The 23,389-nt window shown below is 73.0% G+C and carries 22 protein-coding genes and 1 pseudogene; 5 read left to right on the top strand and 18 right to left on the bottom strand.

What is annotated here, in order from left to right:
- The first annotated feature begins 2 nt into the window (after positions 1-2).
- Positions 3-341 carry a P-II family nitrogen regulator gene (locus ACWD11_RS27065; RefSeq protein ID WP_315888081.1) on the top strand — a complete coding sequence of 113 codons (339 nt, stop codon included), beginning with the start codon at positions 3-5 and terminating at the stop codon, positions 339-341.
- Between the two features lie 22 nt (positions 342-363).
- Here ACWD11_RS27065 and ACWD11_RS27060 read toward each other — a convergent pair.
- From ACWD11_RS27060 to ACWD11_RS27020, 9 genes and pseudogenes are all read right to left on the bottom strand, one after another.
- A pseudogene (locus ACWD11_RS27060) lies at positions 364-564 on the bottom strand (hypothetical protein); the annotation flags it as partial.
- Positions 565-716: 152 nt separating this feature from the next.
- Positions 717-1,070: a cytidine deaminase gene (locus ACWD11_RS27055; protein ID WP_451286086.1), complete on the bottom strand. Its 354-nt coding sequence runs from the start codon at positions 1,068-1,070 to the stop codon at positions 717-719.
- A 23-nt stretch (positions 1,071-1,093) separates the two neighbouring features.
- Positions 1,094-1,453 carry an MmcQ/YjbR family DNA-binding protein gene (locus ACWD11_RS27050; RefSeq protein ID WP_389416105.1) on the bottom strand — a complete coding sequence of 120 codons (360 nt, stop codon included), beginning with the start codon at positions 1,451-1,453 and terminating at the stop codon, positions 1,094-1,096.
- Entirely contained in the window at positions 1,450-2,748 is a 1,299-nt protein-coding gene (locus ACWD11_RS27045; RefSeq protein ID WP_389416104.1) for a hemolysin family protein, read from the bottom strand. Before ACWD11_RS27045 ends, ACWD11_RS27050 begins: the two co-directional genes overlap by 4 nt.
- Entirely contained in the window at positions 2,745-3,242 is a 498-nt protein-coding gene (gene ybeY, locus ACWD11_RS27040; protein ID WP_186287118.1) for an rRNA maturation RNase YbeY, read from the bottom strand. The genes ACWD11_RS27045 and ybeY overlap by 4 nt, the downstream gene beginning before the upstream one ends.
- Before the next feature lie 12 nt (positions 3,243-3,254).
- Positions 3,255-4,328, bottom strand: coding sequence for a PhoH family protein (locus ACWD11_RS27035; RefSeq protein WP_389416103.1), 1,074 nt, complete (start codon positions 4,326-4,328; stop codon positions 3,255-3,257).
- A 114-nt stretch (positions 4,329-4,442) separates the two neighbouring features.
- The gene (locus ACWD11_RS27030; protein ID WP_451286083.1) at positions 4,443-5,588 is read right to left on the bottom strand and encodes a carbohydrate kinase family protein; all 1,146 of its coding nucleotides are present in this window, start codon (positions 5,586-5,588) and stop codon (positions 4,443-4,445) included.
- A gap of 150 nt (positions 5,589-5,738) precedes the next feature.
- Positions 5,739-7,028 (bottom strand): glucarate dehydratase family protein, encoded by a 1,290-nt coding sequence (locus ACWD11_RS27025; protein WP_451286081.1) that lies wholly within the window; start codon positions 7,026-7,028, stop codon positions 5,739-5,741.
- Positions 7,025-7,972 (bottom strand): 5-dehydro-4-deoxyglucarate dehydratase, encoded by a 948-nt coding sequence (locus tag ACWD11_RS27020; protein WP_451286079.1) that lies wholly within the window; start codon positions 7,970-7,972, stop codon positions 7,025-7,027. The genes ACWD11_RS27025 and ACWD11_RS27020 overlap by 4 nt, the downstream gene beginning before the upstream one ends.
- Before the next feature lie 282 nt (positions 7,973-8,254).
- Between ACWD11_RS27020 and ACWD11_RS27015 the strand changes: the two genes are divergently transcribed.
- Positions 8,255-9,439, top strand: coding sequence for an MFS transporter (locus ACWD11_RS27015; RefSeq protein ID WP_451286077.1), 1,185 nt, complete (start codon positions 8,255-8,257; stop codon positions 9,437-9,439).
- Positions 9,440-9,520: 81 nt separating this feature from the next.
- Here the strand turns inward: ACWD11_RS27015 and ACWD11_RS27010 are convergent, their stop codons facing one another.
- From ACWD11_RS27010 to ACWD11_RS26990, 5 genes are all read right to left on the bottom strand, one after another.
- Positions 9,521-10,510 carry an adenosine deaminase gene (locus ACWD11_RS27010; protein WP_389416098.1) on the bottom strand — a complete coding sequence of 330 codons (990 nt, stop codon included), beginning with the start codon at positions 10,508-10,510 and terminating at the stop codon, positions 9,521-9,523.
- Between the two features lie 20 nt (positions 10,511-10,530).
- Positions 10,531-11,436: a ribonuclease Z gene (locus tag ACWD11_RS27005; protein ID WP_451286075.1), complete on the bottom strand. Its 906-nt coding sequence runs from the start codon at positions 11,434-11,436 to the stop codon at positions 10,531-10,533.
- Positions 11,437-11,442: 6 nt separating this feature from the next.
- Positions 11,443-11,796: a histidine triad nucleotide-binding protein gene (locus ACWD11_RS27000; RefSeq protein ID WP_389416096.1), complete on the bottom strand. Its 354-nt coding sequence runs from the start codon at positions 11,794-11,796 to the stop codon at positions 11,443-11,445.
- Positions 11,797-11,880: 84 nt separating this feature from the next.
- Positions 11,881-15,111 carry a S41 family peptidase gene (locus ACWD11_RS26995; RefSeq protein WP_451286073.1) on the bottom strand — a complete coding sequence of 1,077 codons (3,231 nt, stop codon included), beginning with the start codon at positions 15,109-15,111 and terminating at the stop codon, positions 11,881-11,883.
- A gap of 54 nt (positions 15,112-15,165) precedes the next feature.
- On the bottom strand, positions 15,166-15,714 hold the full coding sequence (locus tag ACWD11_RS26990; RefSeq protein ID WP_451286071.1) for a hypothetical protein: 549 nt from the start codon (positions 15,712-15,714) through the stop codon (positions 15,166-15,168).
- Positions 15,715-15,825: 111 nt separating this feature from the next.
- Here ACWD11_RS26990 and ACWD11_RS26985 point away from each other — a divergent pair, with 111 nt between their 5' ends.
- The gene (locus tag ACWD11_RS26985) at positions 15,826-17,433 is read left to right on the top strand and encodes a hypothetical protein (RefSeq protein ID WP_451286069.1); all 1,608 of its coding nucleotides are present in this window, start codon (positions 15,826-15,828) and stop codon (positions 17,431-17,433) included.
- Positions 17,434-17,461: 28 nt separating this feature from the next.
- Here the strand turns inward: ACWD11_RS26985 and ACWD11_RS26980 are convergent, their stop codons facing one another.
- The 4 genes from ACWD11_RS26980 to hrcA all read right to left on the bottom strand — a co-directional run bounded on the left by ACWD11_RS26980 (position 17,462) and on the right by hrcA (position 21,628).
- The gene (locus tag ACWD11_RS26980) at positions 17,462-18,202 is read right to left on the bottom strand and encodes a 16S rRNA (uracil(1498)-N(3))-methyltransferase (RefSeq protein WP_451286067.1); all 741 of its coding nucleotides are present in this window, start codon (positions 18,200-18,202) and stop codon (positions 17,462-17,464) included.
- Positions 18,199-19,284: a nitronate monooxygenase gene (locus tag ACWD11_RS26975; protein WP_389416091.1), complete on the bottom strand. Its 1,086-nt coding sequence runs from the start codon at positions 19,282-19,284 to the stop codon at positions 18,199-18,201. The genes ACWD11_RS26980 and ACWD11_RS26975 overlap by 4 nt, the downstream gene beginning before the upstream one ends.
- A gap of 190 nt (positions 19,285-19,474) precedes the next feature.
- On the bottom strand, positions 19,475-20,611 hold the full coding sequence (dnaJ, locus tag ACWD11_RS26970) for a molecular chaperone DnaJ (protein ID WP_389416090.1): 1,137 nt from the start codon (positions 20,609-20,611) through the stop codon (positions 19,475-19,477).
- Positions 20,612-21,628 (bottom strand): heat-inducible transcriptional repressor HrcA, encoded by a 1,017-nt coding sequence (gene hrcA / locus ACWD11_RS26965; RefSeq protein ID WP_451286065.1) that lies wholly within the window; start codon positions 21,626-21,628, stop codon positions 20,612-20,614.
- 162 nt (positions 21,629-21,790) lie between these two features.
- Between hrcA and ACWD11_RS26960 the strand changes: the two genes are divergently transcribed.
- Together ACWD11_RS26960 and ACWD11_RS26955 are read left to right on the top strand one after the other, a co-directional pair.
- Positions 21,791-22,516, top strand: coding sequence for an MBL fold metallo-hydrolase (locus ACWD11_RS26960; protein ID WP_451286063.1), 726 nt, complete (start codon positions 21,791-21,793; stop codon positions 22,514-22,516).
- 34 nt (positions 22,517-22,550) lie between these two features.
- Entirely contained in the window at positions 22,551-23,366 is an 816-nt protein-coding gene (locus ACWD11_RS26955; RefSeq protein WP_389416087.1) for a DUF3097 domain-containing protein, read from the top strand.
- The last annotated feature ends 23 nt before the right edge of the window (positions 23,367-23,389 follow it).

Here is a 23,389-nt window from a genome sequence, read left to right as displayed (position 1 = left end):
GCATGAAGCTCATCACCGCGATCGTCAAGCCCTACCGCCTCGACGAGGTGAAGTCGGCGCTCCAGGAGCTCGGTGTGCACGGTCTGACCGTGACCGAGGCGAGCGGCTACGGCCGGCAGCGCGGCCACACCGAGGTGTATCGCGGCGCCGAGTACCAGGTCGACCTGGTGCCCAAGGTGCGGATCGAGGTGGTCGTGGAGGACGCCGACTCCGACGCCGTGATCGACGCGATCGTGAAGGCCGCGCACACCGGCAAGATCGGCGACGGCAAGGTGTGGGCGCTGCCCGTCGAGACCGTCGTACGGGTCCGGACGGGCGAGCGCGGCCCCGACGCGCTCTGAGGAGCCACGCCCGCCCACCGGCTCAGAACACGAACGGGCCCGGCGACTGCGGCGCCGTCGCCGTGCAGGTGATGGTGATGCGGACCGTCATCGTCAGCGAACCGCCATACGCCTCCAGGCTGTCGCCCAGGGCCACGGTGCCGGGCAGCGGGCCGGCCCGGACCGGGTCACCGGCGGCCATCGCCGGGTTCTCGGTGGCCGTGAAGACGGTCGTGCCGCCGCCGAAGCCGGCCGCGAGTGTCGCACCGGTGCCCAGGCGTGTGCCTCTCATGGGGTTCTGCGCGCGGAGCGGATCTGACGGCCCGTCGGAACGTACGGTCCCCTTGATGCGCGAGAGACGGACCCCGGCAAGGATGAATTCCGGACTGCTCCGGACTACTCCGCGGGCACGGTCCGCCGCACCGCGCCGTCGGTCCCGGCGAGCAGCACCGGCGTACCGGCCCCGCCCAGGTCCCGTACGGCCGCGAGATCCTCGGCCGCCGCGCTCTGCGCCTCCGTCACCACGGCCGCCGCCTCCAGCGACTCCGCCCCGGACGCCACGGCCATCGCCACCGCCGTCCTGAGCGCGCTCAGCTGCAGCGAGTCCAGCTCCACGGTCCCGGCGACGTACGTACGTCCCGTCTCGTCGCGTACGGCGGCACCCTCGGCCACGCCGTTGCGGGCCCGCGCGGAACGGGCCAGGGTGACGATCTTGCGGTCCTCGGGGTCAAGCGCGTTGCTCTCGGTCATGCCCCGAGCATACGAAGTGCCCGTCAGGGCCGGTCCAGGCGGAGCCGCTCGGCGCGCGGCAGTCCGGCGACGACGAGGTCGTAGGAGTCCTCGACGAGTTCGCGGACCAGGCGGTCGGGCAGGCTGCCGTCGACGGTGACGGTGTTCCAGTGGCGCTTGTTCATGTGGTAGCCGGGGAGGACGAGCCCCGGATGCTCCTCGCGCAGCCGGACCGCGTCCTCGGGGTCGCACTTGAGGTTGACCGTCAGGGGCCGCGCGTCCAGGTTCGTCAGCGCGAACAGCTTGCCGAGGACCTTGAAGACGGAGGTCTCCGGGTTGAACGGGAAGTCCTCCACCACGGCGTTGAAGGACAGGCACAGGGCGCGCAGCTCCTGGGGGGTCACTCGTCCTCCTCGCCTTCCTTCGCGGCGCCCACCGGCTCCACCAGCACGGTCACGATCTTGTTCCGGCGGCCTGCCGCGGCCTCCGCCGTCAGCCGCAGCTCCCGGTCGTCGGGGAGCTTGACGACGGCCGAGGCACCGGCGATCGGGACCCGGCCCAGCGCCTTGGCGAGGAGTCCGCCGACGGTCTCCACGTCCTCGTCGTCGTATTCGTCGAGGCCGTACAGCTCGCCGAGGTCGGTGATGTCCAGGCGGGCGGTGACCCGGTAGCGGTCCTCGCCCAGGTCCTCCACCGGCGGGAGCTCCCGGTCGTACTCGTCGGTGATCTCGCCGACGATCTCCTCCAGGATGTCCTCGATGGTGACGATGCCCGCGGTGCCGCCGTACTCGTCGATGACGACGGCGACGTGGTTGCGGTCCTGCTGCATCTCGCGCAGCAGGTCACCGGCGTTCTTGGTGTCGGGCACGAAGGCGGCGGGCCGCATCGCGGTCGACACCAGCTCGCTCTCCGCGTCCCGGCTGATGTGCGTCTTGCGGGCGAGGTCCTTGAGGTACACCATCCCGACGATGTCGTCCTCGCTCTCCCCGGTGACCGGGATGCGCGAGAAGCCGGACCTGAGCGCGAGGGTCAGGGCCTGGCGGATGGTCTTGTAGCGCTCGATGACGATGAGGTCGGTGCGCGGCACCATGACCTCGCGCACGAGGGTGTCGCCGAGCTCGAAGACGGAGTGCACCATCCGGCGCTCGTCGTCCTCGATCAGGGACTCCTTCTCGGCGAGGTCGACCAGCGCGCGCAGCTCGGCCTCGGAGGCGAAGGGGCCGCGGCGGAAGCCCTTGCCGGGGGTGAGGGCGTTGCCGAGGAGGATCAGCAGGGACGGGATCGGGCCCATGATCCGGGCGAGCGGCAGCAGTACGTACGCCGCCGCCGTCGCGGTGTTCAGCGGGTGCTGGCGGCCGATGGTCCGGGGGGAGACGCCGACGGCGACGTACGACACCAGGACCATGACCGCTATCGCCACCAGAAGGGCCTCGGTGGTGCTGGAGAACTCCTGGAGGCAGGCGTAGGTGACCAGCGCCGCCGCGGCCATCTCGCAGGCCACGCGGACCAGCAGCGCCACGTTCAGATAGCGCGTCGGGTCGGCGGCGATCTGCGCGAGCTTGGCGCTGCCGCGCCGTCCCGAGCGGGCGGCCTCCTCGGCGCGGAAGCTGGAGACGCGCGCCAGGCCGGCCTCCGCGCAGGCGGCGAGCCAGGCGACCACGACGAGCGCGATCGCGCCGAGGACCAGTTGCGGACTCATGAGACGGTCGGAGCCGGGGAGGGACCGGTCAGGCCCTTCTCCGCACGCCAGCCGTCCACGATCGCCGCCTGGAGTCCGAACATCTCGGCCTTCTCGTCGGGTTCCTCGTGGTCGTAGCCGAGCAGGTGCAGCACGCCATGGACGGTGAGCAACTGGAGCTCCTCGTCCATGGAGTGCTGCGTCGGCGCTTCCTCGCCCTGCCGCTTGGCGACCTCGGGGCAGAGCACGATGTCGCCCAGCAGGCCCTGCGGGGGCTCGTCGTCGTCCTTGGACGGCGGCCGCAGCTCGTCCATCGGGAAGGACATGACATCCGTCGGCCCGGGCAGGTCCATCCACTGGATGTGCAGCTGCTCCATGGCGTCGGCGTCCACGACGATCACCGAGAGCTCGGAGAGCGGGTGGATGCGCATCCGAGCGAGCGCGTAGCGGGCGATGTCGAGGATCGCCTGCTCGTCGACCTCGGTTCCGGACTCGTTGTTGACGTCGATCGACATGGTCGTGCTGGTCTACTTCCCCTTGGAGCCCTTGGCAGCCGTCTTCGACCGGCCCTTGTGCGTGCCGTTCTCGGTGCCGTGCTTGCTGTCGTACACCTCGTACGCGTCGACGATACGGCCGACCAGCTTGTGCCGGACGACGTCGTGGGACGAAAGCCGGGCGAAGTGGACGTCGTCGACGCCCTCCAGGATGTCCTGCACCTGCCGCAGACCGGACTTGGTGCCGGACGGCAGGTCGACCTGGGTCACGTCACCGGTGATGACGATCTTCGAGTCGAAGCCGAGGCGGGTGAGGAACATCTTCATCTGCTCGGGGCTCGTGTTCTGGGCCTCGTCCAGGATGATGAAGGCGTCGTTGAGGGTACGGCCGCGCATGTAGGCCAGCGGCGCGACCTCGATGGTCCCGGCGGCCATGAGCCGCGGGATGGAGTCGGGGTCGAGCATGTCGTGCAGCGCGTCGTACAGCGGGCGCAGGTAGGGGTCGATCTTCTCGTACAGGGTGCCCGGCAGGAAGCCGAGCCGCTCGCCCGCCTCGACCGCGGGGCGGGTCAGGATGATGCGGTTGACCTGCTTGGACTGCAGCGCCTGCACCGCCTTGGCCATGGCGAGGTAGGTCTTGCCGGTACCGGCGGGGCCGATGCCGAAGACGATCGTGTGCTTGTCGATCGCGTCGACGTACCGCTTCTGGTTGAGGGTCTTCGGGCGGATCGTGCGTCCGCGCGAGGAGAGGATGTTCTGGGTGAGCACCTCGGCCGGGGTCTCGGGGGTCCCCTCGCCGCTCTCGCTCGCCCGGAGCATGGCGATCGAGCGTTCCACTGCGTCCTCCGTCATCGGCTGTCCGGTGCGGAGCACCAGCATCATCTCGTCGAACAGGCGCTGGACAAGGGCGACTTCACGGGCCGCGCCGACCGCGCTGATCTCATTGCCCCGGACATGGATGTCGACCGCCGGGAAGGCCTTCTCGATCACGCGCAGGAGGGAGTCACCGGATCCCAGCACGGTCACCATGGGGTGCTGGGCGGGGACGGTGAACTGTGCTCTCGCCTGCTCCTGCGCGGATGTGTGAGCTGTGGGTGTCTGAGTCATGGGCCGGCTCTGTAGGCCTTGCTCGTCCTCCTCGAAACGGTGCGTCCGCCACAGGGGCGGCCTGGCGATTCCAGGGTACGCCGCACGACTGACAAGCCCGTAGGCCTTTTCCGCTCAGGCGGAGCGGCCGAAGCCGATCGTCGGGACCGCGCGGCGCAGCGGCCAGGGGCGGGCCGGGTCCGTGGGGACCAGGTCGGCGAGGAAGGCGTAACGGCGCAGCGCCGCCGGGTCCTGGTCGTCGTAGGACTGGATCCTGCGCCACCAGGCGCCGATCTCGGCCCAGCCGGGGGCCGAGAGGGAGCCGCCGAACTCCTGGACGGAGAGGGCCGCCGTCAGGCCCGCGAAGGCGAGGCGGTCGGCGAGCGGCCAGCCGGCGAGGGTGCCGGCGACGAAGCCGGCCACGAAGACGTCCCCGGCGCCGGTGGGGTCGAGGGCCTCCACGGCGATGGCCGGGACCTCGGCGCTCTCGCCGGTGCGCCGGTCCACGGCGTAGGCGCCCTCGGCGCCGAGGGTGACCACGGCGAGCGGTACGTGCGCGGTGAGGGCGTGGGCGGCGGCGCGCGGGCAGGTGGCGCCGGTGTAGCGCATGGCCTCCTCGGCGTTCGGCAGGAACGCCTCGCAGTGCGCGAGGTCGGTGAGCCCGGCGAGGTCCCAGGCGCCGGTCTCGTCCCAGCCGACGTCGGCGAAGATCCGGGTGCCCTTGGCGGCGGCCTGGGCGATCCAGGGGGCGCTCCTTCCCGGTTCCAGGGAGGCGACAGCGGCACGCGCGCGTGGGGGGCAGTCGGGGGCGGGCTCCTCCGGGGGCGGTTCGTGGCCGTGGGAGACCATCGTGCGTTCGCCCTCGTAGGCCATGGAGACGGTCACCGGGGAGTGCCAGCCGGGGACCGAGCGCGAGGAGGTGAGGTCGATGCCCTCGCCCTGCTCCAAGGCGTCCCAGCAGTACTCGCCGTAGTGGTCGTCGCCGAAGGCCGCGGCGAGGGAGGTGCGCAGGCCGAGGCGGGCCAGGGCGGTGGCCATGTTGGCGACGCCGCCGGGGCTCGACCCCATGCCGCGGGCCCAGGACTCGGTTCCGCGCACCGGGGCGGAGTCGAGCCCGGTGAAGATGATGTCCAGGAAGACGGTGCCCGTGAGATACACGTCCCAGGGCGGATCGGCGGGGGTGCGCAGCGCGGCCAGGGGGTCGACCTGGGCCGGGCACTGCGGCCTCCCGGCGATGGGGGCGGAGGGTCCCTTTCCGGTGGACGCGGCGGACGCGATCACGGTGCGCTCCCTGACGTGGTGCGGTTCAGGCCAGTGTGCACCACCCCACTGACAACGCGCCGCCGCGCGCACCGGCCCCACCGGTCGCGCCGGGCCCGGTGCCGCCCCGGCGGGCCGGCACCGGGCGCCACCTCCCCGGGAGGCCGCGAGCTACCAGCGCGGGACGGCCGGTGTGACCCAGTCGGGGTCGGCGACGCGCATCGCCGCCGTGTCGTCGCGCTCCCGCAGGGTGCCGTCGTCATCCAGCCACCGCTGATGCAGGAACCGCAGCTTGTCGCGGTCGAGTTCGACGCCGAGGCCGGGCCGGTCACAGACGGCGACCTTGCCGTCCTCGAAGCGCAGCCGCTCGGTGAGCACGTCCTCGGTCTGCCAGGGGTAGTGGGAGTCGCAGGCGTGCTGCAGGTTCGGGACGGTGGCCGCGACGTGGGTCATCGCGGCCAGGGAGATCCCCAGGTGGGTGTTGGAGTGCATGGACACCCCGATCCCGAAGGTCCGGCAGATCGCGGCCAGTTGCTGGGTGTTGCGCAGCCCGCCCCAGTAGTGGTGGTCGGAGAGGACGACCTGCACGGCGTCCCGGACGAACGCCTCCTCGATCTCGGCGAACGTCGTCACGCACATGTTGGTGGCGAGCGGCACCTCGGTCCCGGCGGCCACCTCGGCCATGGCCGGGGTGCCGAGCGCGGGGTCCTCCAGGTACTCCAGGACGTCCGCCAGTTCCTTCGCCACCTTCAGCGAGGTCTCCACCGACCAGGCGCCGTTGGGGTCGAGCCGCAGCGGATGCCCCGGGAAGGCGTCCGCGAGCGCCCGTACGGCGGCGATCTCCTCGTCCGGTGGGAACACCCCGCCCTTGAGCTTGAACGACGTGAATCCGTACCGCTCCGTGAACGTCCGCGCCTGGGCGACGATGCCAGCCGGGTCCACGGCGGCGCCCCAGTCGTCCCGCTCCGCCGTCAGGCTCGCCGGGTGTTCGGCCCACCGGTAGAACAGGTACGCGCTGTACTCGACCGCGTCGCGCACCTTGCCGCCGAGCAGGGCGTGCACCGGCAGCCCGAGTGCTGTGCCGAGCGCGTCCAGACACGCCACCTCGAAGGCGGAGACCACGGACAGCCGCAGCTTGTCGGCGGTCTGGACGCCGCGCAGTCCGCCCACGTCGACCTGGTCCGAGACCCGGGAGCCGTCGACCGCGACGTCCTCGGCGAGGGCGAACAGACCGTTCAGCTCGCTGACTCGTCGGCCGATCAGCCGCGCGGCGAAGGGCCGTGCCAGTTCCAGGTACTTCGTGTCGCCGTAGGTCTCCCCTACCCCGGTGATCCCGTCGGCGGTCACGACCTCCACGATCAGCCGGGGCGTGTAGGGCTGGTGGACGCCCTGGGTGTTGAGCAGGGGCGGGTCGGCGACGAGGATCGGCGTCAGCCGGACATCGGTGACGGTGAGGTTCACAGCGCGGCTCCTACGAGGTCCAGGCCGGTGGTGAGCAGGGCTTTCAGGTCGGCGAGGTCGGTGTCCGACGGATCCGTCAGCGGAGCGCGCACCGGTCCCACCGGGCAGCCCCGCAGTCGCGCCGCCGCCTTCACCAGGGACACGGCATAGCCGGGCACCCGGTCGCGGAGTTCGACGAACGGGACGTAGAAGTCGCGCAGCAGCCGGTCCACCGTCTTGTCGTCGCCGTCGCGCAGGGCGGCGAAGAAGCGGTTCGCGATCTCGGGCGCGAAGGCGTGCACGGCGGAGGAGTAGGCGGGGACGCCGACGGCGGCGTAGGCGCGGGCCTGGATCTCGGCGGTGGCGGCGCCGTTGAAGAACAGGAAGCCCTCGGGGGCGGCGAGCGTGAGGCGCTGGAGCCGGTCGAGGTCGCTGCGGCCGTCCTTGAGCCCGACGACGTTCGGCAGGGCCGCGATCCGCCGCAGCGAGCCGGCGCTGAAGGCGACCTGTCCGCGCTGGTAGGCGATGAGCGGCAGCCGGGTGGCCGAGGCGATCCGCGCCAGCTGCCGCACCAGCCCTTCCTGCGGGGCGGCGACCAGGTAGTGCGGCAGGACGAGGAGGGCGTCGGCGCCCGCCTGTTCCGCGATGCGCGCGAACCGTACGGCCTGCGCCCAGCCGTAGCCGATGCCCGCGACGACGGGCAGCCTCCCGGCCGCCTCCTCGACCGTGACGGTGACGACCGTGCGGTACTCGTCCTCGTCCAGCGAGAAGAACTCACCGGTGCCGCAGGCGGGGAAGACCGCGCCGGGCCGGGCGGCGATGCGCTCGGCGACATGGGCGCGGAAGCCGTCGGGGTCGAGGCTGCCGTCGTCGTGGAAGCTGGTCAGCGGGAACGACAGCACCCCGCCCGCCATCCCGTCGCGCAGCCGCCGTACGGCCGTGTCGGTGTCGAGGGCCACGGTCATTCCATCTCCCCACGCAGACGGTATCCATATATGTAGATGGAGGCTAAGGATGCGAACGGCCGGGCGTCAATGGCCGTGCCCCCGTCACCGGCGGCCGACCAGCAGGAAGGCGCGTGTTTACCCGCCCTTGCCCCGGCGAAACAGAATGTGCCCCGGATCACACCACCCGCCCTTCTTCACCCCTCCCCCCGCTTGATACAAATTGCCCGCGCGTTCCTGTCCGTCGACGGTCGTCGCCCTCCCCCTTCCGAGCCGCTCCTTTCGCATGCCCTGGGAACGCCCGTGTCCGCCCGCACCACCCCGCCCTGGCCCCTCGTCGCCCTTTTCACGGCCGGGTACCTGGCTCCGTATCTCCTGCCGACCACCGTCGGCCGCCTCGATACGGGACTTGACCTCTCCGCCACTCAGGCCGGCGCCATCGGCAGTGCCCTGCTCCTCGGTTCGGCCGCCGCGGGGTTCCTGCTCGCCTCGCGCGTCGACCGGATCGGCCCCCGCACCCTGGCCCGCCTCGGCCTCACGCTCGCCGTCCTCGGCTACGGCGGGGCCGCGCTGACCCACTCCGTCCCGGCCGTCGTCGCGGGCGCCGTGATCGGCGGATGCGGCTCCGGTACGGTCACCGCGGTCGCCGCCACCGGGATCGCCGCCCGTCCGGACCCGCACCGGGTCACCACCCGCGGCCTGCTCGGCGTCTCCGCCCTCGCGGGCGCCGTGTACCTGACGGTCCCGCACCTCGGCCCCGGCCACGGCCTTCCGCTCGCCGCCATCGCGCTCACCGCGCTGGCCGTGTGGCCGCTGACCGGCCGCCTCCCGGCTCCGGACCCCGGGGCCCGGAGCCGGCAGGAGACCGGGCCGCTCCCCCATCCGCGCTCCGGACTCGTCCTCGCCGCCGCCCTGATGTGCTGGTCGCTGGCCCAGAACTCCCTGTGGGGCGTCAGCGGCCGGATCGGTCTGACGCAGGCACACCTGAGCGAGGTCACGGTCGGCCTGGTGTTCGCCGTGGCGCTCGGCGCGGGCCTGCTCGGCGTGGTCGCGGCGAGTGCGATCGGCCCCCGGCTCGGTCACGCGCTGCCCATCGGCGCGGGTACGGCCGTCATCGCGGTCTGCATCGCGGTCAGCGCGTCCGCACGGGACCTGACGACCTTCGCGGCCGGCGAGATCGCCTGGAACGCCCTCTACCCGATCGTCCTGTCCTACGTCATCGGCCTCGCCGCGTCCCTCGACGGCCGGGGGCGCTGGGCGGTCCTGGTCGGCTCGGCGTCCTCGCTGGGCACGGCGGCGGGCCCGCTGGCAGGCAGCTTGCTGTCGGCGCAGGCGGGCTTCCCGGTGATGGGGGCGGTGCTGGCCGCGGGGCTGCTGGTCGTCGGGGTACCCATGACGATGGTGGCAAGGGGCGCCGGCCGGCGATCGCTGCCGGTGGTGGAGATCCCGGTGGAAACCCCCGCGTACGACCGGGCGACGGCGGCCTGAGCGCCGCTCTCAGGGGCGCGGGGAACTGCGCGGCAAGCCTCCACGCAGCCGCAGCCGACCGGCGACCCCGCGCTGCGCCCGCTAGAACTCGTACGCCTCCACCTCGGCCAGATACCGTGCCCGCCGCTCCTCGTCGTGCTCCAGGAAGCTCGCCAGGAAGGAGTTGCGGGCCAGTTCGCGCAGCCGGTCGTCGGTCAGGCCCAGCGCCTCGCGCACCGCGCCGAAGTTGTCGCCCGCGTACCCCCCGAAGTACGCCGGGTCGTCGGAGTTGACCGTGCACAGCAGGCCCGCGTCGAGCATCGCGGGCAGCGGGTGGTCCGCCAGGGTGTCCACGGTGCGCAGGCGGACGTTGGAGAGCGGGCAGAGCGTCAGCGGGACCCGGTCCCGGACCAGCCGCTCCACCAGCGCCGGGGACTCCATGCACCGCAGCCCGTGGTCCACGCGCTCCACGCCCAGCACGTCCAGCGCCTCGGTGATGTACTCCGGCGGCCCCTCCTCACCGGCGTGCGCCACCCGGCGCAGGCCGAGGGCGGCGGCGGCCTCGTACACCTCGCGGAACTTCACCGGCGGATGCCCGACCTCGGCGGAGTCCAGGCCGACGCCGACGATCCGGTCGAGGTACGGCTTCGCGGCGTCCAGGGTCGCCATGGCCGACTCGGCGGACTCGTCGCGCAGGAAGCACAGGATGAGCTGCGTCGAGACGCCGTGGTCGGCCTCGCTGCGGTCCAGCGCGCGGGAGAGCCCCTCGACGACCGTGCCCATGGACAGCCCCCGCGCCAGATGGGCCTGCGGGTCGAAGAAGATCTCCGCGTGCCGCACGCCCTGCGCGGCGGCGCGGGCGAGATAGGCGTGCGCGAGATCCTCGAAGTCCCGCTCGGTGCGCAGCACCGCCATGAGCTCGTAGTACAGGTTCAGGAAGGACTGCAGATCCTCGAACCGGTACGCCTCGCGGAGCGCCTCGGTGTCCGCGTACGGCAGCTCGACAGCGTTGCGGGCGGCCAGCTCGAAAGCCAGCTCGGGCTCCAGGGTGCCTTCGATGTGAAGGTGCAGTTCTGCTTTCGGGAGAGGCATCAAAGCATGGTACGGGCCTCTCACCGACGTTTCGGAACCGGCACCCGTAGCAGATCGTGCGCCACCGTCAACTCCCCCTCGAACCCGGCGGCCCGCGCCTGCCGCTCGAACTCGTCGGGCTCGGAGTAGCGCTGGCTGAAGTGCGTCAGCACCAGATGCCGTACGCCCGCCTCCCGCGCCACGCGGGCCGCCTGGCCCGCGGTGAGGTGGCCGTGCTCCACGGCGAGGTCGGTGTCCTCGTCGAGGAAGGTCGACTCGATGACGAGCAGATCGCAGCCGTCGGCGAGCGCGTGCACCCCGTCACACAGCCGGGTGTCCATGACGAACGCGAACCGCTGGCCGCGGCGCACCTCGCTGACGTCGTCGAGCCGCACGTCACCGAGCGCGCCCTCCCGCTGGATCCGCCCCACGTCGGGGCCCTTGATGCCGTGCGCGGCGAGCCGGCCGGGCAGCATGCGGCGGCCGTCCGGCTCGATGAGCCGGTAGCCGTACGACTCGACGGGATGGGAGAGCTTGCGGGCCTCCAGCGTGTAGCCGGGGGTGGTGGCGAGTGTCCCGTCCTCGCTCACGGGTGCCTGGACGATCTCGACGGTCTCCCGGTACGCGGTCGCGTACCGCAGCCGGTCGAAGAAGCGCTGGCCCGACTTGGGGTAGTGCGCGGTCACCTCGTGCGGGACCTTGTCGAGGTTGATCCGCTGGATGACCCCGGCGAGGCCGAGCGAGTGGTCGCCGTGGAAGTGCGTGACGCAGATCCGGTTCAGGTCATGGGCGGCGACCCCGGCGCGCAGCATCTGGCGCTGCGTGCCCTCGCCGGGATCGAAGAGGATGCCCTCCCCGTCCCAGCGCAGCAGGTAGCCGTTGTGGTTGCGGTGCCTGGTCGGCACCTGGCTCGCGGTGCCGAGGACCACGAGTTCGCGCACGGACATGGCTCGTTACCCGGGGGGCCACTGCATGCCACGGCCGCCGAGGACGTGGGCGTGGACGTGGAAGACGGTCTGGCCGACGCCGGCGCCGGTGTTGAAGACGACGCGGTAGGAGTCGAGCTTCTGCTCGTCGGCCACCTCCTTGGTCTCCCGCAGTACGTCGGCGGCCAGTTCCGGCGCGGCGGCGGCGAGGTCGGCGGCGTTCGCGTGGTGCGCCTTGGGGATCACCAGGACGTGCACCGGGGCCTGGGGGTTGATGTCCTGGAAGGCGACGGTGGTCTCGGTCTCCCGGACGATGGTGGCGGGGATCTGGCCTGCGACGATCTTGCAGAACAGGCAGTCGTCCTGGGGTTCTCCTGGCATTCGGGTTCCTCCGGAGGGTGCGCCCAATGATTCGGGGGCATCGTATCGTCGGCGCGTGCGCGTCTTTTGGGGCCGGTCGTGCCGTTACGTGGGCATCCCCGGCGGAGTGCGTGCCGGACTGCCTTCCAGCGCCTCCAGCGCCATCCGTACCGCCTCGTCCAACTGGGCGTCGCGGCCCGCCGCGTAGTCCTGCGGGCGCTGTACCACCTCCACGTCCGGGTCCACCCCGTGGTTCTCCACCCCCCAGCCGGAACCCTCCAGCCAGATCGCGTACTTCGGCTGGGTGATCAGGGTGCCGTCGACCAGGCGGTAGCGGCTGTCGATGCCGACCACTCCGCCCCACGTGCGGGTGCCCACCACGGGGCCGATGCCCAGGGCCTTGATCGCGGCGTTGACGATGTCGCCGTCCGAGCCGGAGAACTCGTCGGCCACCGCCACCACGGGGCCGCGCGGGGCGTCCTCGGGGTAGCTGGCGGGGCGCATGCCCCGGGGGACGCTCCAGCCGACGATCCGGCGGGCCAGCTTCTCCACGACCAGTTGGGAGGTGTGGCCGCCCCGGTTCTCCCGGATGTCGACGATCAGGCCCTCGCGGGCGACCTCCACCCGCAGGTCCCGGTGGATCTGGGCCCAGCCCGGCGCCTGCATGTCGGGGACGTGGAGGTAGCCGAGGCGGCCGCCGGAGCGCTCGTGGACGTAGGCCCGCCGGTCGGCCACCCAGTCGTGGTAGCGCAGGGGCTCCTCGTCGGCCACGGGGACCACCACCGCGTGCCGCAGCTCGCCGCCGCCCGCCGGGGACACGGTCAGTTCGACGGGCCGGCCCGCCGTGCCCACCAGCAGGGGGCCGGGGCCGGTCACCGGATCGACCGGCACTCCGCCCACCGCGACGATCGCGTCCCCCGCCCGGACCGCCACCCCGGGTGCCGCGAGCGGGGCGCGGGCGTGCGGGTCGGAGGTCTCCGACGGCAGGACGCGGTCGATGCGCCAGGTGCCGTCCGCGCGGCGGGAGATGTCCGCGCCGAGCAGACCCTGGCGGGGTCCGGTGCCGGAGCCGCCGCGCGGGATGACGTAGGCGTGGGAGGTGCCCAGTTCGCCCTGGACCTCGTAGAGCAGGTCGACCAGGTCGTCGTGGGTGGCCAGCCGGTCCAGGACCGGGCGGTAGCGGTCGAGCACCGCCGCCCAGTCCACTCCGCTCATGTCGGGGCGCCAGAAGTGGTCCCGCATGATGCGGCCGGTCTCCTCGTACATCTGCCGCCACTCGGCGGCCGGGTCGATCACCTGCCGCACCCGGCCGAGGTCGACGGTGAGGTGGGAGTCGCCGTCCTCGTCGCCCGAGACCCGCCGGTCGCTGGGGACGACCTTGAGCCGGCCCTCGGTCCACAGCAGCACCCGCTTGCCGTCGCCGCTGACCTCGAAGTGGTCGGCGTCGGCGGCCAGGTGCTCCACGCGCTGCTGGACGAGGTCGTAGCGCTCCAGCTCGGACTTGGGGTCCGGGTCGTCCGGAGCGGCCCGGGACGAGCCGAGTTCGCCGGTGACCGGGTGGCGCAGCCAGAGCAGGCCGTCCCTGGCGGCGCGCAGGTCGGTGTAGCGGGCGGCCTCGACCGGGAACGGCACGATCCGGTCGGCGAGCCCTTCGAGGTCGATCCGGGTGGCCGGGGTGCCCTCGCTGTCCGGTGTCTCGTCCTTGTCGGGCGCGTCGAAGGGGCGTCCGTGCCGCTGCGGTCCGAACGGCGACGGCGTCGTCGCGGCCAGCGTGATCAGGTAGGGGCGGGAACCGGCCACGAAGGCCAGGTCGAAGACGTGCTCGTCGTAGACCGGGTCGAAGGAGCGCGCCGAGAGGAACGCCAGGTGCTTGCCGTCCTGGGTGAACGCGGGCGCGTAGTCCTGGAAGCGCAGCGGTGTGGCCTCGGTGACCGAGAGGTCGGTGGTGTTGGCGAGGCGCAGTTGGCTCAGCGGGCTGGGGCCGGGGTGCGACCAGGCCAGCCAGGCGGAGTCCGGGGAGAAGACGAGCCCGGAGACATCGCCGTCCTCGCTGCGGTCGACCTCGCGGACCTCGCCGGTCTCCCGTTCGACGAGGAGCACCCGTCCGTCGTGCGAGGCGACGGCGGCCCGGCTGCCGTCGGGGGCCACCGCGAGGCCCAGGACGCGGCCGAGCCGTCCGGCGGCGAGCCTGCGCGGGGTCGCGCCGGGGGCGAGTCCGGTGGCCGGGGCGAACTCCAGCGCGTCGTCGCCCTCGGCGTCGGTCACCCACACCACCCACTCCTCGCCGTCCACGCGGAAGGTGCGGGGCTTGCGGGCGCGTACGCCGGGTTCGGCGGCGAGCACACGGGCCGGTCCGGAGCGGTGGGTGACCCAGTGGATCGCGCCGCGCACCAGGACGGCGCTGCCGCGCCCGGTGTGGTCGGGGGCCGCGGCGCCGAACCAGCGGGCGGCGCTGACCGGATGCGGGCGGCGATCGGTGCGCTGGCCGCCGAGCCGGATGTCGAGGCGGCGCGGCTCGGCGCCGTCCAGGTCGTCCAGCAGCCAGAGTTCACCGGCCGAGGCGTAGACGACGCGGGTACCGTCACCGGCGGCGTGGCGGGCGTAGAAGCCTCCCCCACTCTCGGCTTCGCTCGACCGGGAGGTGCCCCCATGGGGGGTGTGGCGGCGCAGGTCGGTGCCGTCGGCGAGGGAGGAGTAGAGCGCGCCGACGCCTTCGTGGTCGCTGAGGAAGGCGATGCGGTCACCGGCCCAGACGGGGTGCTCGATGTTCCCGTCCAGGTCCTCGTGCAGCCGGACGAACTCGCCCTGCCCCTCCCGGTCGATCCACAACTTGCCCATCCGGCCGCCCCGGTAGCGCTTCCAGTGGGCCGCCTCGAGACTCATGGTCGCGGACAGCAGCACGGTGTGCGGCCCGAGGGCCACATCCCCGACGACGCCGTACGGCAGGGTCGTCGACGGTCCGCCGTCGAGCGGGACGGCGTGCGCCCAGGTGCGGTCGCGGCTCGCCCGGCCCCGGTTGCTGGTCACGAGGACGTCGCCGTCGGGGGTCCAGCCGCGCACCCGGGTGCGGGCGCCCCAGTGCGTCAGGCGGGTGGAGGGGCCGCCGGCCACGGGGGCGGTGTGCACCTCGGGGGCGCCGTCGCGGCTGGAGGTCCAGGCGACGGTGGCGCCGTCGGGCGAGATGCGCGGCAGCGAGACCGGCATGTTGTCGGCGCTGACCCGCCAGGCCCGGCCGCCGTCCAAGGGGGCGAGCCAGACGTCGTCCTCGGCGGTGAAGGCGACCAACTCGCCGTGCGGATGCGGGTAGCGGAGATAGGCGGCGGCAGGCTGAGTCACCCGATCACCCTACGCACCCGCGTGACCTCGGGTAAGGGGTTTGCGATCACTCCCTCACTTGCCCTCGGGCCAGCACTGCGGATCCTCCTTGCAGTACAGCGTCTTGGTGACGGTCACCGTGACGGTGGGTCCGGGCTGCCCCGGTCCGTCGCTGCTGGGCGGGGCCACCGGGGAGGGGGTTCCCTCGCAGTCGCCGAGCCCGTCGACCTCGAACCAGACCTTGCCGGCCACCTTCGCGGTGAGGTGACCGCGCACGCACTTGCCGTCGGTCGCCCGGGTGACGAGACCGTCGACGGTGATGTCCTTGCCGTCCTTGGTCTTGCCGGTGCACTCCACCTCGGCGACGGCCTGTTCGGCCGCGTCCGGAGTCGAACCGCCGCCGTCGTCGCCGTAGGAGGCGGTGCAGGTGAGCCACTGGACCTCCGCCTTCCGGCGCTCCAGTTCCCGGGTCACCGTCTGGTCGGTGGTCCACGCGATGGACGCGGTGCTCAAGCCGCCGCCCTCGCACGCGGCCGTCCCGACGACGGCGAGGACGACCAGTCCGGCCGCACCCGCCACGCGCGCCCCGCGCGGGCGTCCCCAAATCCGCCTCAATGCCCCCATGGAGGGCAGCCTGCCACTGTCCGGCCCGTGGCGGTAGAGCGCATACGGACACTCAGCACTCCCGCACGTCACAATCGAGTACCGACCAACTGCCCCGCTACCGGAGGACCGTTGACACCCCCGCGGATCCGCTCGCCCCGACTCCTGCCGGGACCGCGCGTCCCCGGCGAACCGCAGCAGAGCCCGGAGCCCGCGGCCGACCCGGCCGCCGGACCGCCCGCGCCGCCGCACCGGCGCCGGGTGCGGATGCTCGTCGACGTGGTCGACCAGCCGGACGAAGTGGCCTATGTGACCGCCCTGTTCGAGGAGCGGGGCTGGGCCGTGCGTCCCGCGGAGGGCGAGGAGGCGGCGCTCGCCCCGGCGCACCGGACCACCCTCGTCGTCGAGGTCCGGCTGCACGGGGCCCGCCTGGGCGCGCTGCGCACCGCCACCATGGAGGTCGAACGGCTCACCCGGCAGGCCGAGTTGGGCGCCTGGGCGCGGGACGCGGCGCTGGTCGAGCACGAGCGGCCCGCCCGGACGACGTACTGCCTGCACCGGGCGCTGCCGACGCTCGGGCGGGTGTGGATCTGGCTCGGCGGGGCCGACGAGCAGCGGGCGGTGACCGTCCCGGCGGGGCCGCGGTCCCGGGAGGCGGCCGAGGCCGAACTGGCCGCGCGCGCCCTGGGCGGCCGTCCCTTCGACCCGGCGGCGCACGCCCTGCGGGTGCCGGGCCACTCGGACGCGGACCCGCCGCGCGACGAGACCCCGCACGAGCGCCGGGTCCGCCTGGTGTGGCTGTGGGCGGCGATGGCGGGCCTGCTGCTCGCGATGGTCTGCGGGATGTACGTCGTCTGGGCGGAGGGCGCCTGGAAGCTGCTGGCGGCGCTGCTCAGCCCGGCGGGGGCGCTGCCGCTGGGGCGGACCTCCAAGGAGACGCGGACCCGGGGCCGCGGGGTGCAGTGGGCAGCGGGAATCGCGGGCACCACGGCGCTGGCCGCGTTCGGGGCGCTGGTCGGTCGGGGCAGCAGTCCCGGTCAGCTGTGGGCGGGGCTGCTGCTGCTCGCGCTGGGCCTGTTCACGGGCGCCGGAGTGGTACTGGCCGTCCGCCGTACCTTCTTCACCCGGCACGCGGCCTGGCTGGTGCCGCTGTCGGTGCCGGTGCTGTGGTCGATGGTGGGCTGGCTGGGCGGGCAGATGCACGCGGCGTACCTGGACCGGTTCGACATCCGCGCGGACACGGTGCCGGTGTCCACCCTCGGCCGGTACCTGGCGGCGGCCGAGCCCATGGGACTCGCCCTGGGCAGCGCGGTGTTCTTCGTGGCCGTCATCGGCTGGCTGCGCCACTTCCACCTGGGCCGGGACGGCAGCAACCGTCTCTTCGCCGCGGTCCTGGCCACCCTGCTGGGCGTGGTCTTCGCCCTGACCGCGATCGGCATCGGCACCCGCGACGCGGCGAGCGCGGCGGGCCGGGCCGCGGAGAACGTCGCCCACGACGGCAGGCGCCCGCCCGACTACTTCGGCGTCTACGCCCACTTCGTCTGCGTCCGCCCGGTGGACCCGGCCAAGCCCCTGCCCGTGGACAACGGCCCGGCCCCCACCGACCACCCCGTCCTGTCCTTCGGCACCGCGACCGACTGGATCTGGCTCTGGGACCCGTCCCGCCACGAGGGCCCCCGCCAGGAGTCCTTCGCGGTCCGCAGGGAGGACGTACAACTCCTGCCCGCGACGTACTGCTAGGCCGGTCGGCGGCGGGCCCCCTGAGTGGTCAGCCCCAGCGGCCGGTGCGGGTGAGGAGCAGGGCCGCCGCCGCTGTTCCGGCGGTGGAGGTGCGCAGGACGGTCGGGCCGAGCACGTACGGCCGTGCCCCGGCCTCCTCGAACAGCGCCAACTCCTCCGGCGACACGCCCCCTTCGGGCCCGACGACCAACACGATCTCGCCCTCCGCGGGCAGTTCGGCGGCGGCCAGCGGCACCGTCCCGCTCTCATGGAGTACGGCGGCGAAGTCGGCCTTCGCCAGAAGTGCCGCGACCTGCTTGCTCGTTGCCGCGTCCGCGACCTCGGGGAAGCGGACCCGCCGGGACTGCTTGCCGGCCTCCCGCGCGGTGGCCCGCCACTTGCCGAGCGCCTTCGGTCCCCGCTCGCCCTTCCACTGCGTGATGCAGCGGGACGCCGACCACGGCACGATCCCGTCGACCCCGACCTCGGTCATCGTCTCGACGGCCAGCTCACCCCGGTCACCCTTGGGCAGGGCCTGCACGACGGTGATGCGGGGCCGCGGCCGGGGTTCCTCGGCGACCGAGTCCACCCGGACGGTCAGCCGGTCCTTGCCCTCGGTCTCCAGCACCGCGCACTCCGCCCAGCGCCCGGTGCCGTCGGTGAGGACGACGTCCTCGCCGGGGCGCAGCCGTTTCACCGAGACCGCGTGGCGGCCCTCGGGCCCGTCCAGGACGTACCGTCCGCCGGGGGCCGCGTCGAGGCGCTCGACCACGAACACCGGAGCCGTCATCGTCCGGCACCGCCTTCCTGGAAGGCCGACAACGCTGTCCTGGCGGCGGCGAGTTCGGCCGCGAGGACCTCGACCAGCTGCCCGGCGGGCAGTTCCCGTGCCATCCGGTGGCCCTGCCCCGCCCACAGCGCCATGCCCTGCGCGTCGCCCGCCTTGGCGGCGGCCTTGCGCAGCGGCGAGGTGAGGTGGTGGATCTCGGGGTAGGCGGCGGGGGCATAGGGGCCGTGCTCGCGCAGGAAGCGGTTGACGAGCCCGCGCGCGGGGCGGCCGGAGAACGCCCGCGTCAGCTCCGTACGGACGAACAGGGGGTTGGTCAGCGCCTGCTTGTGGACCGCGTGCGCGCCGGACTCGGGAGTCGCGAGGAACGCGGTGCCGAGCTGGGCGGCGCTCGCGCCCGCGGCGAGCACGGCGGCGATCTGGCTGCCGCGCATGATGCCGCCGGCGGCGACCACGGGGAGGGCGACGGTCTCGCGGATCTGGGCGAGGAGCGACAGCAGGCCGATGCCGGCGCCGTCGGTCTCGGGGTTGTCGCGGTGCGTGCCCTGGTGGCCGCCGGCTTCGACGCCCTGCGCGATCACCGCGTCGGCACCGGCCCGCTCGACGGCGAGGGCCTCCTCGGCGGTGGTGGCGGTGACGAGGGTGAAGGTTCCGGCCCGGCGGAGGGAGTCGAGCACGTCACTGCTCGGCACGCCGAAGTGGAAGGAGACCACCGGCACCGGGTTGTCGAGCAGGACGGCGAGCTTGGCCTCGTAGCCGTCGTCCCGCCCGCTGTCGCGGTCCCCCAGCTCGGTCTCGTACCAGCCGGCCTCTCCGGCGAGCTGATGGGCGTACACGTCGACGGCCGCCGCGTCCGCGTACTCCGGCTGCGGCATGAAGAGGTTCACACCGAACGGGCGGCCGGTGAGCCCCCGCAACTGCTTGATCTCCTGGTACATGCCGTCGGCGGTCTTGTACCCGGCGGCGAGGAACCCCAGCCCGCCGGCCTCGGCCACGGCAGCGGCGAGGGCCGGCACGGAGACGCCGCCCGCCATGGGGGCCTGCACGATCGGAAGGGGAAAAAGATCGGTCAGTGCGGAGGACATGACGGCATGTTGTCACGTCCTCCGAACAACTCCGAATCCACCCGTCCGGACGGCACGGACCGGAGGCGGCACCAGACGTCAGCGTCCGTTGAAGGCGTCCTTCAACCGCGAGAACAACCCCTGCTGCCCCGGCTGGCTGTGTCTCCCCGGGGGCCAACCCCCGGACCCCCGGCAGTCGGCCCAGCCCGCGTCAGCGGCCGTTGAACGCATCCTTCAACCGCGAGAACAGCCCTTGCTGCCCCGGCTGGAACTGGCCCTGGGGCCGTTCCTCGCCGCGCAGTTTGGCCAGTTCGCGGAGCAGGCGTTCCTGTTCCGGGTCGAGCTTGTTCGGGGTCTGGACCTCGACGTGGACGATCAGGTCGCCCCGGCCGCCGCCGCGCAGATGCGTGACGCCCCGGTCGTGCAGCGGGATCGACTGGCCGGACTGGGTGCCCGGGCGGATGTCGACCTCCTCCAGGCCGTCGAGGGTCTCCAGCGGCACCTTGGTGCCGAGGGACGCCGCCGTCATCGGGATCGTCACCGTGCAGTGCAGATCGTCGCCGCGGCGCTGGAACTGCGCATGCGGCAGCTCGTGGATCTCGACGTAGAGGTCACCGGCCGGTCCGCCGCCCGGGCCCACCTCGCCCTCACCGGCGAGCTGGATCCGCGTGCCGTTGTCGACACCGGCCGGGATCTTGACCGTGAGCGTACGGCGGGACCGCACCCGGCCGTCACCGGCGCACTCCGGGCACGGCGTCGGCACCACGGTGCCGAAGCCCTGGCACTGCGGACACGGCCGCGAGGTCATGACCTGGCCCAGGAAGGACCGCGTCACCTGCGACACCTCACCGCGCCCGCGGCACATGTCGCACGTCTGCGCGGAGGTCCCCGGCGCGGCGCCCTCGCCGCTACAGGTGTTGCAGACGACCGCCGTGTCGACCTGGATGTCCTTCGTCGTGCCGAAGGCGGCCTCGTCGAGCTCGATCTCCAGCCGGATCATGGCGTCCTGGCCCCGGCGGGTGCGCGAACGCGGCCCGCGCTGCGACGCCGTACCGAAGAACGCGTCCATGATGTCCGAGAAGTTCCCGAAGCCGCCCGCGCCGAAGCCGCCGGCGCCCGCGCCGCCCGCCTGGGACAGCGGGTCGCCGCCGAGGTCGTAGACCTGCTTCTTCTGCGGGTCCGAGAGCACCTCGTAGGCGGCGTTGATCTCCTTGAACCGCTCCTGGGTCTTCGGATCGGGGTTGACGTCCGGGTGCAGCTCGCGGGCGAGCCGCCGGAAGGCCTTCTTGATCTCTTCCTGCGACGCGTCGCGGCGCACGCCGAGAACGGCGTAGTAGTCCGTGGCCACTTACGACTCCGCCAGGATCTGTCCGACGTACCGTGCCACTGCGCGTACCGCTCCCATCGTTCCCGGGTAATCCATGCGGGTCGGTCCGACCACGCCGAGCTTGGCGACTGCCTCGCCGCCCGAACCGTAGCCGACCGAGACCACGGACGTGGAGTTGAGTCCCTCGTAGGCGTTCTCGTGACCGATGCGTACGGTCATGCCCGAATCCCCGGCCTCGCCAAGGAGCTTGAGGAGCACGACCTGCTCCTCCAGTGCCTCCAGGACGGGCCGGATGGTGAGGGGGAAGTCATGTCCGAAGCGGGTGAGATTGGCGGTGCCGCCGATCATCAGCCGCTCCTCGTTCTCCTCGACCAGCGTCTCCAGCAGCGCGGAGAGGACGGCCGAGACCGTGCCGCGGTCCTCCAGGTCGAAGCCCTCGGGGAGGTCCTCGACGAGGGTCGGCACATCGGTGAAGCGCCGGCCCGCGATCCGGCTGTTCAGCCGGGCCCGCAGATCGGCCAGGGACGCCTCGCCGAACGGCGCGGGGCAGTCGACCATCCGCTGCTCGACCCGCCCGGTGTCCGTGATCAGCACGAGCATCACGCGCGCGGGGGCGAGCGAGAGCAGCTCGACATGGCGCACGGTGGACCGGGTGAGCGACGGATACTGCACGACGGCGACCTGCCGGGTGAGCTGCGCGAGCAGCCGTACCGTCCTGGCCACCACGTCGTCGAGGTCGACGGCGCCCTCCAGGAAGTTCTGGATGGCCCGCCGCTCGGGCGCGGTCATCGGCTTGACGCCGGCCAGCTTGTCGACGAAGAGCCGGTAGCCCTTGTCGGTCGGGATGCGCCCGGCGCTGGTGTGCGGCTGGGCGATGTAGCCCTCGTCCTCCAGCGCCGCCATGTCATTGCGGACGGTCGCCGGGGAGACGCCGAGGTTGTGCCGCTCGGTCAGGGCCTTCGACCCCACCGGCTCCTCGGTGCCCACATAGTCCTGGACGATGGCGCGCAGCACCTGCAGCCTGCGTTCACTCAGCATCCGCGCACACCTCCAGAAGTCGCACCCCCCAGTCCCCCGGGGCCCCTCGCCTGGCACTCGGTCCGCCCGAGTGCCAGCGTTCCCGGCCCAGTGTACGGCGGTGGGGTACTCCCCGGGCAAGGTCGGTCCTGCTGTGACGGGTCGTACAGCTAGCGTCGCGGTATGACGGTGACTTGGGAAGAGCTGGGATGGGAGCGGGTCGCGGCCGGGGTGGGCCGGTGCCGGCTGCCCGGCTGGGACTGCACGGCGGGCCTGGTCGTCGGAGAGGGTAAGGCGCTGGTGGTCGACGCCGGGTCGAGCCTGGCCGAGGGGGCCCGGCTGCGGATGCGGGCGGAGGCGCTCGCCGGTCACCGTGTGACGCATCTCGCGCTGACGCATCCCCACTTCGACCACGTCCTCGGCGCCGCGGCCTTCGCGGGGGCGGAGGTCTACGGCGCGGTGGGCATCGACTCGGTGTACGGGCCGCACGGCCGGGCGGCGCTGCGCGCGGACGCGGTGCGCCACGGGCTGGACGCGCGCGCGGCCGACGAGGCGGTGGACGTCCTCACGCCGCCCCGGCATCACGTCTCCGGCGAGTGGACCCTCGACCTCGGCCCCGGCCGCCAGGTCCTGCTGGCGAACGTGGGCCCCGGCCACACGGCCCACGACCTGGTGGTCCTGGTCCCCGGCTCCCCGGAGGTCGTCTTCTGCGGCGACCTGGTGGAGGAGTCGGGCGACCCCCAGGCGGGCCCGGACGCCGTGCCGTCGCGGTGGCCGGCGGCGCTGGACCGGCTGCTGGCGCTGGGCGGCGAGGACGCGCTGTACGTGCCCGGTCACGGGGCGGTGGTGGAGGCGGCGTTCGTGCGGGCGCAGCGGGACGCGCTGGCGGCCCGTTTCGGCGTGTCGTAGGACCTGGTCCGGCGCTTCTCCTATCGTCATCCGAATGCGCCAGTACTCTCCGGACCTGACCCCGCCGTGGAAGAAGCCCAAGCCGGTCCCCGAGGTCGAGGCGGAGCCCGGCCTGGTGGTCGAGGAGCCCGGCACCGGCTTCTGCGGAGCGGTGATCCGCTGCGAGGCGGGCACGGTGACCCTGGAGGACCGCTTCGGCAAGCACCGGGTGTTTCCGCTGGAGCCGCGCGGCTTCCTGCTGGAGGGCAGGGTGGTGACGCTGGTACGCCCGTCCTCGGGCTCCGCGGTACGCCCCACCCGCACCGCCTCCGGCTCGGTCGCCGTGCCCGGGGCACGCGCGCGGGTCGCCCGCGCCGGGCGGATCTACGTCGAGGGCCGCCACGACGCGGAACTGGTGGAGAAGGTCTGGGGCGACGACCTGCGCATCGAGGGCGTGGTGGTGGAGTACCTGGGCGGCGTGGACGACCTGCCGGGGATCGTGGCGGAGTTCGCGCCGGGGCCGGACGCGCGGCTGGGGGTGCTGGTGGACCACCTGGTGCCCGGCACCAAGGAGTGGCGCATCGCACAGCAGGTGACCAGCGATCACGCGCTGGTCGTGGGCCACCCCTACATCGACATCTGGGAGGCGGTGAAGCCGTCGTCCCTGGGCATCCCGGGCTGGCCGCGGGTGCCGCACGGGCAGGACTGGAAGACGGGCGTGTGCCGGGCGCTCGGGTGGCCGTCGGAGAACACGGGCGCGGTGTGGCAGGCGATTCTGGCGCGGGTGACCTCGTACAAGGACCTGGAGCCGGAGCTGCTGGGGAGGGTCGAGGAACTGATCGACTTCGTCACGGACAGCGGCGGGGCCTGACGCCCCGAGGGGGCCGGGACCCG

The sequence above is a fragment of the Streptomyces sp. NPDC002776 genome, from assembly GCF_053592195.1.
Note: the sequence above shows the minus strand (reverse complement) of the source record. Positions and strands in the feature narration are given on the sequence as shown.